Genomic DNA, 13,915 nt, shown 5'->3' with positions numbered 1-13,915 from the left:
TACCATGAAAAGAATTGTTTACCTCCTGCTTTTCCTGATGTGCGCCCATAATTACGCACAGGATATTGCCGTACTCAAATACGGCGGCGGCGGCGACTGGTATGCCAATCCTACTTCACTACCCAACCTTATCGATTTCTGCAATAAGCAGATAGGCACCGGGATGAACCCGAAACCCCAGACGGTAGAAGTCGGAAGTACAGACCTGTTTCAGTATCCCTTTCTGCACATGACCGGGCATGGCAATGTTTTCTTTTCCGAAGCCGAAGCCGAAAACCTGAGAAACTATCTGCTGTCGGGCGGATTTCTCCATGTGGACGATAATTACGGTATGCGTCCCTACCTCGAAAAAGAGATGAAAAAAGTTTTTCCGGATAAAGAATGGTCGGAGATCCCGGTAAATCATCCCCTGTTTCATCAGAAGTTCACCTTTGCAGACGGACTGCCCAAAATACACGAACACGACAACAAACGTCCGGAAGCCTTCGGATATTTCCACGAAGGAAGGCTTGTATTCCTGTTCACCTTCGAGTCGGACCTCGGCGATGGCTGGGAAGACCCCGAAGTACACAACGACCCGGAAGAAGTTCGCCGGAAAGCGCTCCAAATGGGAGCCAATATTATACAATACGTCTTTGAGAATTAAAAAAATGCAGCTCACACACCAGGACCATTATTTTCAGCAAAAGCATTTTCCCCTTACGATGGTCTGCGACAACCTTACCGGACCGGCCAACATCGGGGCACTCTTTCGTATCGCCGAAGCCTTCGGTGTACAGGAGATCCGTTTCTGCGGTGCCCGTCCCCCGGTATTTTCTTCGCCGAGAATGAAAAAGACCGCCCGCGCAGCAGACAAATACGTATCGTACACCTACACCGGGGACACGCTTCAAACCCTGGAACTACTCAAAACGGAAGGCTACTCCATCATCTCCCTCGAAATTACAGATCAAAGTATCCCGGTAAGCCGGTTCGATTTTGCCCCCTTTCAAAAGATCGCCCTGGTTATCGGAAATGAAAGTTCCGGGGTATCCCCTGAAATCATACAAGCGTCCGACCATGCCATACACATCGAAATGTTCGGCAACAACAGCAGTATGAACGTCATACAGGCTACCGGAATTGCACTTTATGAAATCACCAGGCAAATAAAGTTGCCCACCCCTGAGACTTTATGATTTTAACACATCGCAGCGTGGTTACATCGCAACATTTGATTATTTTTGCGGCGTGAAGAACGCTTTTCTCCTCATAGCACTGTTCATTTGTCTGCGGCCAGCTTTTCCGTTCCTGGAATACGCTGCCAATTACGATTATATTTCCCGGGTACTTTGCATCAATAAAGATAAACCGCAATTGCAGTGTTATGGAAAATGCTATCTTATGAAAGCCGTAAAAGAGGTTGAAGATGACCGGCAGGACAAACCCGCTCTGAAATTTGAGCACCAGATCCTGTTTTATCAACAAACAGAAGAAGCTCCGGAAGCCATATCTTTTACAGCAGTTCAATACACAAATCCGCTGTACGCTCCCGAATATTACACTTCACCGCAGGGAGGCAGTCCGTTAAAACCGCCCATTTCATTACGTTAAGTCTTTTTTTGCCCTGATCAGGGAGCACCACAATTATTTTATTTCCAGGAATTTTACGAAAACCGGCCATGCCTTTATTTCGCAACCTTCCATCAAAAAACTTAACATCATGAGATATTTAAGGTTATCCACCCTATGGTTTACGATCTGTATAGCCCTAACGGCATGTAACGACAAGCCTTCGCCGGAAACAAAAGAATACAACAAACTCTTCGATGAGGTCATTGCCGTACACGACGAAGTGATGCCCGAAATGGGAAAACTCAATACCCTCGCAGAAGCGCTGAAAAAACAAAACGATACTACCCGAAACTATCAGGGTATCCTGGATAGCCTGCAGCTGTCTCACAAAGCCATGATGGACTGGATGAAAGATTTCAGTGAGAAATTCCCCTATGGCGAATTCGACCCGAAAAACAGTGAGCCCGAAGAACTGCAAGCCAAAATAGAGATCCTGAAAGAAGAGAAAACCGAAGTCTACGAAATGAGGGATCTCATGCAGGAAAGCATTGCCAAAGCAGAAAAACAACTCGACCTGAGGTGAGTTTGGTGGTTTATAGTTCGTAGTTGGTACTTAATAGATTATTGGGTTAACAGGAAAAATACACATTCCTGTACACCGGAATACACTCATAACAACCAACAAGTACCGTCAATAACGAACTAAACATCCGGTAATTCCAAACTACGAACTAAAAAACTAAAGAACTAAGTTCCCCCTATCCATCAGCAATTGAAACATTTTCTTTTCATATTAGCATTTCTGATGTGTTTTAAACCGTTATTCCCCGTACTGGAATATACGGTCAATTACGATTACATTACTACCGTACTTTGCATCAATAAAGAGCGTCCCAAATTGCAATGTAACGGGAAGTGCTTCCTGATGAAGGCCATAGCCCGGGAAGTTTCGGGTAATGACGATAAAAAAAGGAACGACACCTCCAGAAACACCGAACTATCCCTGCTCTATCTGGAAAAGGATGTTAATATATCCTTACTTACCGGGCCTGAATTCTATCGCAATAAGAACGCTTTTTTCTCTTACAATAACATTTACTTTTACCTCACGGCAGACCGCCCGCTGAGACCACCGATCGTTTTATCCTGAATATCAAAAAATTTATACCTCATACCACTTCCCACCGGGAAGAAAGGTTGGGTACACCATTTTATCAACTTAAACGATATCAATAATGCGATCCAATACATTTATATTTATTTTAAGCATAACTCTTACAGCACTTTATACTTCCTGCTCATCGGATGATGACACTTCTGCCCTCACAGGCGAAGGACAGGTTTCCATAGCATTTGACAACGGCGTAGCGGGTGACGATCTTATTCTGCACACCTCCGCATATACCAACACCAATGGGGAGCGTCTTACGATAGACAGACTCACCTATATTGTGAGTAATTTCACGTTGACCGACGACGAAGGGAACACCTATGTATATCCGAAAGACGACAGTTATTTTATTATCAGCGAAGAAAGTGACAAAACCGAGATCACCCTTAACGGAATCCCTGCCGGGAATTACACCAGGATCAAATTTGGTGTAGGTGTCGACCAGGAAAAATACCTCCAGGGAGCCGAAGGACAAGGGGATTTCCTCGCAGAGGCTGAAACTGAAGAAATGATGTGGTCCTGGCAGGCCGGATATAAATTCCTCAACTTCGAAGGAACTTTTACTTCCGGGAGTGTTACCGAAGCTACCGAATTTAAAATTCACATGGGAAGCCACGGCTCCAGTCTGGATAACTACCGCGAAGTAACCCTCGACCTCGGAACCAATGCCATTGTCAGCGAAACGATGAGCCCGCTTATTCACCTGGCTGTTGATGCCGATAAAATACTGAACGGCACCAACAAAATAGTACTCTCCGAGCAGGCCGTAATTATGATCAGTGAAGAAAAATCTCCGATGATCTCCGAAAATGCTACGGAAATGTTTTCCGTAGATCACGTTCACAACGGCTCAGGCAGCCACCATTAACAGGGAAGGCACCTGCGCTAAAAACAATACGGATGAAAAAGTTACTGATCCTGATATCGGGCTTAGCCTGTATGTCCTGCAGTTCGGATAATGACGAATACGTACCGGTCAATGAACCGCTGGTGTTTACCATACCCGAAAATTTTCCGGATTTGCAGTACGATATCACAGCAAATCCACCGACTGAAAAGGGATTCGAACTGGGTAAAAAACTATTCTACGACGGAAAATTATCGTCCAACGGATTTATTTCCTGTGGATTTTGCCACGAACAACGGTTTGCATTCACCCACCACGGACACCAGTTCAGCCATGGTATCGATGATAAAGAAGGAACGAGAAACACACCGGCCATACAAAATGCTGCATTCATGACCGAATTTGCATGGGATGGCGCTACATCGCATCTCGATCTTTTCCCCATCATCCCGATCACCAATGAAGTGGAAATGGGAGAAACCGTTTCTAACGTCATCAGCAAAATCAAAGCCGACGGGGATTACCGGAAACTATTCGCCCAGGCTTTCGAGAACGGCGAGGTCAATAACGAAAACTTCTTCAAGGCCCTGTCCCAGTTTATGGTAATGATGGTTTCATCCAATTCCAGGTATGACAAATACGTACGCGGAGAAACAGGAGGCAACTTTACCGATGAAGAGGTTTACGGACTCGAAGTGTTCCGGCAAAAATGTGCGACATGCCATGCTACCGATCTGTTTACGGACAATGCTTTCCGTAACAACGGACTTCCTCCCAACCCTACTCTGGATGACCAGGGCAGAATGGAGGTCAGCGGCAGCGAATCGGACCGGTATAAATTCAAGGTGCCCAGCCTTCGCAATGTAGCGATCACAAAACCCTATATGCACGACGGGCGTTTCGGAAGCCTGGAATCCGTACTCAACTTTTACACGGACGGGGTCCGCGAGTCGGAAACCCTCGATCCCGCATTGCAAAACGGAGATACTCCCGGCATCCGGCTGAGTACAGAGGAAAAATCGGCATTGATCGCTTTTCTGAATACCCTGACCGATGAGGAATATCTCAACGACGAACGTTTTGCCGAATATTAATTCACATTTAAAACTGAACAATGAAAAATTATAAACTGGCCCTTATATATGTACTCACGGTACTGACGCTTGCAGCATGCAACAGTGATGACGACCATACGATTACCGGTGAAGAACTGACCGCTACACTTCCCGGAACACTGAACCTCACCCTGGATGCCGTAGTAGGCCAGGAAGATTTTGAGCTGCATACAACCTACGATATCGAAGGACAGCAACTGAATTTTAATCAATTCAGATACTGGATAAGCCATGTAATCCTTACCGATACGGACGGAGAAGAATTCAGTATCGAAGATTCCTATTACCTGATGGAAGAGACCGAAGCCATCAGTATACAGGACGGTGCTTACGAATATCCGGCCAACAAGAGGGAGACCATCACCCTCACGGGAATACCCGCCGGAAGTTATACAAGCATCAAATTTGCCGTGGGCATAGACCCTGCCTATAACGACAATCTGAGCCTGCAGGCCGGGGAACTTTCACAGCTCAACGGGATGACCAATATTTCCTGGATGTGGCATACCAGCTATATATTCGCTTCCCTGAAAGGAACGGATACCGGTAACGATACCCAACTCCAGCTCGAGACCGGGTTGAACAGCAGCTACAGAACTGTTGTTCTTACCCTGGACAAAGACCTTGAAATAGGTGGCGATACCGACCGTAACCTCACCATAACAACCGACATTGCCGGTATCCTGAACGGTATTAAGGTTACGGAAACCCCGGTCATAGGAGCCTCCACACCGGAAGCCATGACCACTATGGCAGACAATTTCGAAAGCAACACATTTACCGTGGTCCCAGCGGATGAAGAATAAAAGATTTCCATATTATCTGCTGTATATATTCCTGGCATGTACAGGATGTACTACCGATGACGATGGAATCGGGGAAGATCCGGAGTACACACTCCGGATCCCTTCCCATTTTCCGGTACCACCGGAATACCCGGATAATCCCATGACAACCGCAGGAATCGAACTGGGCGAAAAGCTGTTTTTCGACACGCGCCTGTCCGGTACCAATACGGTGTCCTGTGGCACATGCCATCAACCCCGGCTGGCTTTCTCCGAAGGAAGCAGACTTTCCGTAAAGGGCGTTTCCGGGAAACCATTGCTGCGCCATGTGCCGACACTCATCAACATGGCATGGGCAGATAACGGGCTTTTCTGGGACGGCGGCTCCACCAATCTCGAATCGCAGGCCTTCGCACCACTCGCCCACGAAGACGAAATGTTCCAGAATCTGGACGAGCTCATTACAGAACTCCGGGAAGATCCGGAATACGTCTCGTATTTCCGGAGGGCATTCGACAGCGACATCCGGATAAACCAGGTCATGAAAGCATTGGCACAATACCAGCGTTCCCTGGTCTCTGCAGACAGCAAATACGACAGCCATATCGAAAACGGCACACCACTAACCGCTATCGAAAAACAAGGCCATCAGCTGTTTAAAAATCACTGTGCGACCTGCCATACGCCAGGATTATTTACTGATAATGACTATCACAATAATGGCCTGGACGCCACTTTCGGGGATACTTCGCATGACGAAATATACCTCGGACGCTACCGGGTAACCCGTAACCGGGAAGACCTGGGTAAATACAAGACCCCTACACTGAGAAATATTACCGTGACCGCACCTTATATGCACGACGGACGCTTTGCAGACCTGAGATCTGTTCTCGATTTTTATGACCGGGACGTACAGGACTCCGAAACGCTCGATCCCGCACTAAAGCAAAACAACCGGTCGGGTATTGCACTGAGCGAAGAGGACAAGAGTGCCCTCATTGCTTTCCTGCATACCCTCACCGATAAAACCTATGTACGATGAATAACCCGAAACACAAGAAAACGCGAACAACCGCCATGACACAACCTGTGTACCACATTTTTACCATCCTCTATCTGGTAGTGGGCATATTTTCTGCGAATGCCACCACGACCTCAGACACCATTCCCTCACCGTTCCGAAGCAATTTTCAGCCGGCAAAAGCTCTTTTTATGTGTGACGTATGCGGATGCAGCGGAAACGGCGGAAGCATGGGGTACAGCACCGGACTCGATAATAACTTTGCCGGAGTACGCTACATCACACAACAATATCGCTCCAGGGACGGTATTTTCAACAACTCGCCATGGGTGGACGAGAACTTCAATACCATACAGGCCTGGGGAAGAATCCCCCTCGGGGAAAGGATTGTGGTCAATGCCATGATCCCCTATCATTTCCACAACCGGACCTTTGCCGATAAATCCGAGCAGCACCTTACCGGTATGGGAGACATGACAGTTATGGGATTCTATAAAATCCTGAAACCGGCCGATACCCTGCAGGTCAGCGGAACGCTGAGACATACGTTACAGGTTGGCGGAGGTATTAAGCTCCCCACCGGAAAATACGACAAAGCCAATAACGAGGGAAGTGTAAACCCGAGTTTCCAGGCCGGGACCGGAAGCTGGGATTATATCATCGGTACCGATTATGCCGTAACCCTTGGCAACTGGGGGGCAAGCGCCATGCTGAATTACACCTTTAAAACCGAAAACAACGAACATTACCTCTTCGGAAACCAGCTCAATTACGGCGTGCAGTTCTTCCGTTCCTTCGCTATACAGGAAAACAAGATGCTCACTCCCATCCTCGGGATAGCCGGTGAGCTGTACGAGGAAAACGAACAATACGGGCAGGCCGTACCCAACACAAAAGGCGATGTGTTTTTCGGAAAATGGGGTGTTGAGGCCACCTATAAAAAATGGTCCCTCGGAGTTATGGGGATGCTCCCCATCAACCAGAACCTGAACAACGGAAAAGTAGAAGTGAAGAACCGTTTGTCCCTGTATGTGAATTTCAATATCTGATCGTAACCTTACATGTGTACACAAAATACGGAAACGGGCAACCAGGAAAAATCTTGCTGCCCGTTTTTATTTGTATTCAGGGAGGTGGTACTGCCAACAGTTACCCTTCCTTAAGCGCTACGGCTTCCTTTTCTTTTTTACTTCCCGAAAGTTGCAGGTCTACTTCCACCTGATTGCGTATCAGGTCTTCGAAGGTCTCCCTTTTGCGTATCAGATGCGCCTTTCCGTTGTACCACAGCACTTCGGCCGGACGGAAACGGGAGTTGTAATTACTCGCCATGGTAAAACAATAGGCCCCTGCATTCTTAAAGCAAAGGACATCGCCTTCGGTAATCTGGGCGATCCTGCGGTTGTTTGCAAATGTATCGGTCTCGCAGATATATCCCACTACCGAATAGAAACGGTCACGTCCTTCCGGATTGGAAATATTTACGATCTCGTGGTGCGCCCCGTAAAGCATGGGACGTATGAGATGATTGAAGCCGGTGTCTATACTGGCAAAAACAGTCGAAGTGGTTTGTTTTACCACGTTCACTTTGGCCAGGAAATATCCGGCCTGACTCACCAGGAATTTTCCGGGCTCGAAAGCCAGGGTCAGGTCTTTTCCGTATTCCTTACAGAAATCGTTAAACTTCCTGCTCAGTTTTTTGCCCAGCTCTTCGATATTGGTCTCGATATCTCCTTCTTTATAAGGCACTTTAAAACCACTTCCGAAATCTATAAAATCGAGGTTTTTAAAGTGTTTTGCAGTTTCAAAAAGAATCTCCGAAGCATAGAGAAAAACTTCGATATCCAGGATGTCACTCCCCGTATGCATGTGAATACCGTTGATGTGCATTTTGGTATTCTCCACAATCCGGAGCAGGTGCGGCATCTGGTGAATACTGATCCCGAATTTGGAATCGATATGACCCACCGAAATATTGGTGTTCCCTCCTGCCATTACGTGGGGATTTACCCGGATACATACCGGGATTTCCGCATGTTTCGTCCCGAATTGTTCAAGGATGGAAAGGTTGTCGATATTGATCTGCACACCGAGCGCAGCAACTTCCTCGATCTCCTCAAGAGACACCCCGTTGGGGGTAAAAATGATATCTTCCGGTTTAAACCCGGCCTGTAGCCCCAGCTGTACCTCCTGGATAGAAACCGTATCCAGTCCGCTTCCCAGTTGATTGAGCAATCGCAATACGGAAATATTAGATAGTGCCTTGGCCGCATAGTTCACTTTCAGGTGTTTTACCTTACTGAAAGCTCCGGTCAGCCGTTGGTATTGCGATATGATTTTTTCCGCATCATATACATATACCGGGTTCCCGAATTCACGGGAAATATTTAATAAATCCTGATTATTCATGTCCTAAATTTGTGTGTTAGTGATTCGGTTCCTCTGTTTTAAGTGCCCAAATATAAGCTATTAGCTACATCGGAAGGGGAAAAAAATAAACATACAATAAAAAACAAACATTTTGTGATAATACAAACATTTAATCCTTTCATACTCCGGTCTTACGGACACCTCCGAAACCCCGGCATATTCCCTCCTGTAAATCAGATTTTTAATCCATATTGTACAAAATAAAGCTATTTCTCCGGGAATGCAAAAAAATAGTTTTAAGCTATCTTAATTATGCGAGGTTTGCTATCTTTGTCACTCATTTAATTGAAATCTTTGTTATGAATTTACACGAATATCAGGGAAAAGAAATACTGGCAGGTTTCGGTGTAAGGGTACAACGCGGTGTTGTTGCCCATAATCCTCAGGAAGCCGTTGCCGCCGCCAAGCAACTCACTCAGGAAACAGGAACCGGATGGCATGTCATAAAGGCCCAGATACACGCGGGAGGCCGCGGTAAGGGAGGCGGAGTAAAGCTTGCCAAAGACCTGAAACAGGTAGAAGAACTTGCTGAGCAGATCATCGGTATGAACCTGGTTACTCCACAGACTTCCGCTGAAGGGAAAAAAGTGCACCAGGTATTGGTTGCAGAGGATGTATACTATCCCGGAGACAGTGAAACTTCGGAATTCTATATGTCCGTACTTCTCAACCGCTCCAAAGGAAGAAACATGATCATGTACTCTACCGAAGGCGGTATGGATATCGAAGAAGTTGCGGAAAAAACCCCTCATCTCATCTTTACCGAGGAGATAGACCCTGCAGTAGGCCTTATGCCTTTCCAGGCGAGGAGAATTGCCTTCAACCTCGGGTTGAGCGGCAATGCATTCAAAGAAATGGTGAAGTTCGTAAGCTCTTTGTACACGGCCTACATCAAATCTGATGCATCCCTGTTCGAGATAAACCCGGTTTTAAAGACATCCGACGATAAGATCATGGCTGTAGATGCCAAAGTTACTATCGATGATAACGCGCTTTTCCGTCACAAGGATTATGCAGAGATGCGTGACCTTCGCGAAGAGAACCCCATCGAAGTAGAAGCCAAAGCTGTCGGACTCAACTACGTAGACCTCGATGGTAATGTCGGTTGTATGGTTAACGGCGCCGGACTGGCCATGGCTACTATGGACCTCATCAAGCAAGCCGGTGGAGAACCCGCCAACTTCCTTGACGTAGGTGGTACTGCCGATGCAAAACGCGTGGAAACTGCTTTCCGTATTATCCTGAAAGATCCGAACGTTAAGGCCATCCTGATCAATATATTCGGAGGTATCGTCCGTTGCGACCGTGTTGCCCAGGGTATCGTAGACGCATACAAGAACATGGGAGACGCCATTAAGGTGCCGATCATCGTACGTCTGCAAGGTACTAACGCCAAAATAGCCAAAGAACTTATAGACAACTCCGGACTTGCCGTACACTCTGCGGTTCAGTTCCAGGAAGCTGCCGATAAAGTTAAAGAAGTTTTAAGCTAAGTCTTTTCCGCGAAAAGATTCTGAATACATAAAAAACTCCCGGGAAAATAAATTCCGGGAGTTTTTGTTTTATAAAGAAATCATTAACAATCAACCTATCTGCCCCGACCATGAACACCGAAAAAGAAAAACTCAGCCTCCTGGCCGACATGATCGCCCTGGCGAGATCCGACGGAAAGATTAAAGCTATCGAATACCGCTTCCTCCTTGTCGTAGCGGAACAACTCGGAATAACAAAACACACACTCGACAAACTCTTCACGACCCAGGTAGAAAGCGTACAACTCAAACCGGAATCCGAACGCATCCTTCAATTTCACCGCCTCGTCTTACTGATGAATATAGACCATTCTTCTTCCGTCCTCGAAATAGAAAAAATAAAAGAGCTCGGCATCCGTATGGGGCTCAATCCGCTCGCCACCAACAAAGTGCTCGATATCATGCATCAATATCCCGACAAGATTGTTCCTCCCCCGGTCCTGATCGAGATTTTTAAGACTTATTATAATTGATGAAAGCGGTATGGGAGTGATTTTTGGTTCGGAGTTTTGTAGTTCTTAGTATCTCACATAACCTAATAACTCAACAGCCCCCTAAAACACGTCATTTTGTCATCAAAACACCACTAAATCATGACATAAAGTCTTAATCATCGAATTGGAACTCATTTTGTTATATACAGGTTGAACATAAATTAAAAAAGTTAAACCTTAAAATAATAACATTATGAGCCTTGTAAAAAGAAATAACGACGTATGGTTTCCTTCTATTTTTGATGAATTCCTGAAGCCCGACTGGCTGGGAGGCATCCAGAATCAAAACACACATGTTCCTGCTGTGAACATTCAGGAAACCGATAAGGAATTTACACTGGAACTGGTTGCTCCGGGAAAACACAAAGAAGATTTTAAGATCGAAGTAGACGATCAGGTACTGACCATTTCCTCCGAACAGCATGAGGAGAAAAAAGAAGATCATGACAAATACACCCGCAGGGAATTTCGTCATTACGCGTTCCGAAGGTCATTTAACCTGCCGGACACCATAAAAGATGAAGCTATTAATGCTGCCTACGAAAACGGTATTCTGAAGCTGACCCTTCCGAAACGTGAGGAAGCGTTGCCAAAACCCAAGAAATTTATCGAAATTTCATAATGTTGGATTACGTTAGTTTAGTTAGTTAATTGGTTTTTAATGAAAAAAAATCCCTGCGTGCTGCAGGGATTTTTTCATTAGATATCAGGCACCGGAACGTATCCGGTATCGGATTCTCTTTTATTTTTTTCCGGGAGGGTATTTCCCCAACACCTTTTCTACCACCTTTTTATAGGCCTGCTCCCTGGCTTCCGGACTACTGTTATTCCCCAATTTCACCTCCGAGATGCCCTGCCAGATCAATTCTTCCTTACCGGCATCGATCAGGTCAAAAGTAATTTCCTGGGTCGTGGAATTCGATCGGATAGGAATACCTCCCGATATACCGACTCCTCCGCCTCTACCGCCACTACCGATACCGATCCCCACAGAACTGTTGTTCGGTGTCTCGTACTGACGCGAAAAAATATTGACATACATATCCGGACTGTCCGATTTTACAAAACCTTTACCGGCCAGAAAAGTCTCGGTTTGTACAACAATCCGCTTTTCATCGAGCTGATTGAGCCCCGAATTCATTTCGGGATAAAAGTTAAAGGTCCTGTAGTGTGAGAAATCCGTATTCCTGTCGTAATCCACTTTGGCTACCGAGCAGGCTCCGAAAAGAAGTCCCAGCAGAAAAATTTTTATGGCTCGCATGATAAATCGCTTTTCTCAAATTTAAGTAAATCTTTCGAATTCCCGGAAGGCAGACCAAAAAGATTGTACCGGTAAAACCATACGCCGCTTTTCGTATTCCACATAGCAACCCTTTCATCTATCCTCTTGTTTCCCCCGGCTCCAGATCGGTCAGGTCTTTTATAGCTACGGGAAGCCCTGTTTCTATACTTTTCCTCGCAGCAATACCTATGAGCACGGACATCACCCCGTCCCGAAGTCCGGCTGCCCTGCCGTATGGATCGGGGATATCCGGGTTTTTAAACATTTTATCCTGTAAGCGCATATCTCCGCCACCATGACCGCCCCTTTCCATAGGAACTTTCACCGTCTCAAAATCCTTCCACAGCCGATGCACTATAACAGGCTCCTGATTTTTATCATCCTCACCCGATTGGTCCATCTCCAGCGCGTGCATTTCGCTCTGATCTACGGTTTCCCCCCGCTGATACGGAATGTCCAGCCATGCTTCGAGCCTTCCCTCCGTTCCGTTAAAAGCCACCCGCCAGCCTTCGAAAGGCGAATATGTAGTCAGCGAATAATTAAGTACCACATTGTTCTTGTATTTCACCTGGGCCGACATTTTATCGTAAATATCTATTTCGTCACGAAACAAACAGTTGTCCCGGATATAACCATCGTGCTTCTCATGATCTACATAAAGCCGCATCATGTGATTGTCTTTGGTTATATCCCAAAAATAGTCGCATTCGGAACGATGCTGACAGGTCCGGCATTTATCCCCCCGGAAAGGGCCGTTTGCACCGTAATGCTCCAGATCACCATACGCAAACACTTCGGAAGGTTCGGAGTCTATCCACCAGTTCAACAGATCAAAATGATGAGTAGCCTTATGCACCCAAAGTGATCCGCCTTCACTTTTCAATCCGTGCCACCTTCTGAAGTATGAGGCTCCGTGATAGGTATTGAGATACCAATGAAAATCTACCGATGTTATTTTTCCTATGGAATTCCCGGCAAGTAACTCTTTGATCTTGGTATTATACGGACTCCAGCGATAATTGAATCCTACGATAAGCTTTTTTCCGGATTTTCGTTCGGCATCAATGATTGCCTGACATTTATTTTCATCCGTGGTTAACGGTTTTTCGGTAAGCACATCGCACCCCATGCCGAGTCCCTTGATGATAAACTCGTGATGAGTGGAATCTTTTGTCGTTACGATAACGAGATCCGGACCGGTTTCCCTGACCATTTTTTCGAAATCGGAGAACGTAGGGCAGTGCACTCCGATGTGTTTACGACCAAATTCCAACCTGCCCGGATTGATATCGCACAACCCCACAAATTCGAGAATATCCGAATAATGCTCAACCAGTCTTTTTCCCCAGAAGCTAATGCCCCGCACTCCGGTTCCCACCAGGACAACTTTTAATTTTTTTGAGGTTTCGAAGCCAAATGCCGATATGGGAATAACCATGCCAGCGGCCAGTAATCCTACCGATTGCAAAAATTTTCGTCTTGAGTTTTTCATAATTTCGATGCCGTTTTTTTAGTTTTTTCATGGTTAATTCCCATAAAAATAACAAAAACCCATCAAAAAAGACATCCTGAACGAAATACCCTTAAAACCTTTAAGCGATTTACCGGGCTCCGGAAGGGCTGCAACCTGCTTTTGAAAAAGCGTGTGGATCAGTGCCGCATAACGGCAGGGTAGTCTCCGTCG

The 13,915-nt window shown here is 46.1% G+C and carries 16 protein-coding genes; 13 read left to right on the top strand and 3 right to left on the bottom strand.

Going from position 1 to position 13,915, the window contains the following annotated elements:
• The first annotated feature begins 4 nt into the window (after positions 1-4).
• The 10 genes from BT112_RS09595 to BT112_RS09550 all read left to right on the top strand — a co-directional run bounded on the left by BT112_RS09595 (position 5) and on the right by BT112_RS09550 (position 7,545).
• Positions 5-646, top strand: a complete 642-nt coding sequence (locus tag BT112_RS09595) for a DUF4159 domain-containing protein (RefSeq protein WP_072317249.1) — start codon at positions 5-7, stop codon at positions 644-646.
• A complete protein-coding gene (locus BT112_RS09590; RefSeq protein WP_245777014.1) occupies positions 636-1,178 on the top strand; it encodes a TrmH family RNA methyltransferase in 543 nt (180 codons plus the stop codon). The genes BT112_RS09595 and BT112_RS09590 overlap by 11 nt, the downstream gene beginning before the upstream one ends.
• A gap of 205 nt (positions 1,179-1,383) precedes the next feature.
• On the top strand, positions 1,384-1,593 hold the full coding sequence (locus BT112_RS21620) for a hypothetical protein (protein WP_139276090.1): 210 nt from the start codon (positions 1,384-1,386) through the stop codon (positions 1,591-1,593).
• A 109-nt stretch (positions 1,594-1,702) separates the two neighbouring features.
• Positions 1,703-2,137: a hypothetical protein gene (locus BT112_RS09580; RefSeq protein ID WP_072317154.1), complete on the top strand. Its 435-nt coding sequence runs from the start codon at positions 1,703-1,705 to the stop codon at positions 2,135-2,137.
• A 222-nt stretch (positions 2,138-2,359) separates the two neighbouring features.
• On the top strand, positions 2,360-2,704 hold the full coding sequence (locus BT112_RS09575) for a hypothetical protein (RefSeq protein WP_217652357.1): 345 nt from the start codon (positions 2,360-2,362) through the stop codon (positions 2,702-2,704).
• 85 nt (positions 2,705-2,789) lie between these two features.
• Positions 2,790-3,593, top strand: coding sequence for an MbnP family protein (locus BT112_RS09570; protein ID WP_072317152.1), 804 nt, complete (start codon positions 2,790-2,792; stop codon positions 3,591-3,593).
• Positions 3,594-3,625: 32 nt separating this feature from the next.
• A complete protein-coding gene (locus BT112_RS09565) occupies positions 3,626-4,666 on the top strand; it encodes a cytochrome-c peroxidase (protein ID WP_072317151.1) in 1,041 nt (346 codons plus the stop codon).
• A 20-nt stretch (positions 4,667-4,686) separates the two neighbouring features.
• Positions 4,687-5,493, top strand: a complete 807-nt coding sequence (locus tag BT112_RS09560; protein ID WP_072317150.1) for an MbnP family protein — start codon at positions 4,687-4,689, stop codon at positions 5,491-5,493.
• Positions 5,483-6,517, top strand: coding sequence for a cytochrome-c peroxidase (locus tag BT112_RS09555; protein ID WP_072317149.1), 1,035 nt, complete (start codon positions 5,483-5,485; stop codon positions 6,515-6,517). Before BT112_RS09560 ends, BT112_RS09555 begins: the two co-directional genes overlap by 11 nt.
• Positions 6,514-7,545 (top strand): transporter family protein, encoded by a 1,032-nt coding sequence (locus tag BT112_RS09550; RefSeq protein WP_245777013.1) that lies wholly within the window; start codon positions 6,514-6,516, stop codon positions 7,543-7,545. The genes BT112_RS09555 and BT112_RS09550 overlap by 4 nt, the downstream gene beginning before the upstream one ends.
• A gap of 100 nt (positions 7,546-7,645) precedes the next feature.
• Here the strand turns inward: BT112_RS09550 and lysA are convergent, their stop codons facing one another.
• A complete protein-coding gene (gene lysA, locus BT112_RS09545) occupies positions 7,646-8,902 on the bottom strand; it encodes a diaminopimelate decarboxylase (protein WP_072317148.1) in 1,257 nt (418 codons plus the stop codon).
• Positions 8,903-9,222: 320 nt separating this feature from the next.
• Between lysA and sucC the strand changes: the two genes are divergently transcribed.
• From sucC to BT112_RS09530, 3 genes are all read left to right on the top strand, one after another.
• Positions 9,223-10,416, top strand: coding sequence for an ADP-forming succinate--CoA ligase subunit beta (gene sucC, locus BT112_RS09540; protein ID WP_072317147.1), 1,194 nt, complete (start codon positions 9,223-9,225; stop codon positions 10,414-10,416).
• 110 nt (positions 10,417-10,526) lie between these two features.
• Positions 10,527-10,928, top strand: a complete 402-nt coding sequence (locus BT112_RS09535) for a hypothetical protein (RefSeq protein ID WP_072317146.1) — start codon at positions 10,527-10,529, stop codon at positions 10,926-10,928.
• A 214-nt stretch (positions 10,929-11,142) separates the two neighbouring features.
• The gene (locus tag BT112_RS09530; RefSeq protein ID WP_072317145.1) at positions 11,143-11,571 is read left to right on the top strand and encodes an Hsp20/alpha crystallin family protein; all 429 of its coding nucleotides are present in this window, start codon (positions 11,143-11,145) and stop codon (positions 11,569-11,571) included.
• Between the two features lie 120 nt (positions 11,572-11,691).
• On the opposite strand, the gene BT112_RS09525 is transcribed toward BT112_RS09530, so the two are convergent.
• Both BT112_RS09525 and BT112_RS09520 read right to left on the bottom strand, forming a co-directional pair.
• Positions 11,692-12,210, bottom strand: a complete 519-nt coding sequence (locus tag BT112_RS09525) for a DUF4136 domain-containing protein (RefSeq protein ID WP_072317144.1) — start codon at positions 12,208-12,210, stop codon at positions 11,692-11,694.
• A 118-nt stretch (positions 12,211-12,328) separates the two neighbouring features.
• Positions 12,329-13,723: a Gfo/Idh/MocA family oxidoreductase gene (locus BT112_RS09520; RefSeq protein WP_072317143.1), complete on the bottom strand. Its 1,395-nt coding sequence runs from the start codon at positions 13,721-13,723 to the stop codon at positions 12,329-12,331.
• Between the last annotated feature and the right edge of the window lie 192 nt (positions 13,724-13,915).

Source organism: Sinomicrobium oceani, assembly GCF_900119185.1.
In the GTDB taxonomy this organism is placed as follows: Bacteria; Bacteroidota; Bacteroidia; order Flavobacteriales; family Flavobacteriaceae; genus Sinomicrobium; species Sinomicrobium oceani.
This window is presented reverse-complemented; position numbering and strand designations above follow the sequence as displayed.

Bases quoted from the DNA above. Each gene is read 5' to 3' on its own strand.
- BT112_RS09595 (WP_072317249.1), top strand. From the start codon at position 5: ATGAAAAGAATTGTTTACCTCCTGCTTTTCCTGATGTGCGCCCATAAT.
- BT112_RS21620 (WP_139276090.1), top strand. From the start codon at position 1,384: ATGAAAGCCGTAAAAGAGGTTGAAGATGACCGGCAGGACAAACCCGCT.
- BT112_RS09580 (WP_072317154.1), top strand. From the start codon at position 1,703: ATGAGATATTTAAGGTTATCCACCCTATGGTTTACGATCTGTATAGCC.
- BT112_RS09575 (WP_217652357.1), top strand. From the start codon at position 2,360: ATGTGTTTTAAACCGTTATTCCCCGTACTGGAATATACGGTCAATTAC.
- BT112_RS09570 (WP_072317152.1), top strand. From the start codon at position 2,790: ATGCGATCCAATACATTTATATTTATTTTAAGCATAACTCTTACAGCA.
- BT112_RS09565 (WP_072317151.1), top strand. From the start codon at position 3,626: ATGAAAAAGTTACTGATCCTGATATCGGGCTTAGCCTGTATGTCCTGC.
- BT112_RS09560 (WP_072317150.1), top strand. From the start codon at position 4,687: ATGAAAAATTATAAACTGGCCCTTATATATGTACTCACGGTACTGACG.
- BT112_RS09555 (WP_072317149.1), top strand. From the start codon at position 5,483: ATGAAGAATAAAAGATTTCCATATTATCTGCTGTATATATTCCTGGCA.
- BT112_RS09550 (WP_245777013.1), top strand. From the start codon at position 6,514: ATGAATAACCCGAAACACAAGAAAACGCGAACAACCGCCATGACACAA.
- lysA (WP_072317148.1), bottom strand. From the start codon at position 8,902: ATGAATAATCAGGATTTATTAAATATTTCCCGTGAATTCGGGAACCCG.
- sucC (WP_072317147.1), top strand. From the start codon at position 9,223: ATGAATTTACACGAATATCAGGGAAAAGAAATACTGGCAGGTTTCGGT.
- BT112_RS09535 (WP_072317146.1), top strand. From the start codon at position 10,527: ATGAACACCGAAAAAGAAAAACTCAGCCTCCTGGCCGACATGATCGCC.
- BT112_RS09530 (WP_072317145.1), top strand. From the start codon at position 11,143: ATGAGCCTTGTAAAAAGAAATAACGACGTATGGTTTCCTTCTATTTTT.
- BT112_RS09525 (WP_072317144.1), bottom strand. From the start codon at position 12,210: ATGCGAGCCATAAAAATTTTTCTGCTGGGACTTCTTTTCGGAGCCTGC.
- BT112_RS09520 (WP_072317143.1), bottom strand. From the start codon at position 13,723: ATGAAAAACTCAAGACGAAAATTTTTGCAATCGGTAGGATTACTGGCC.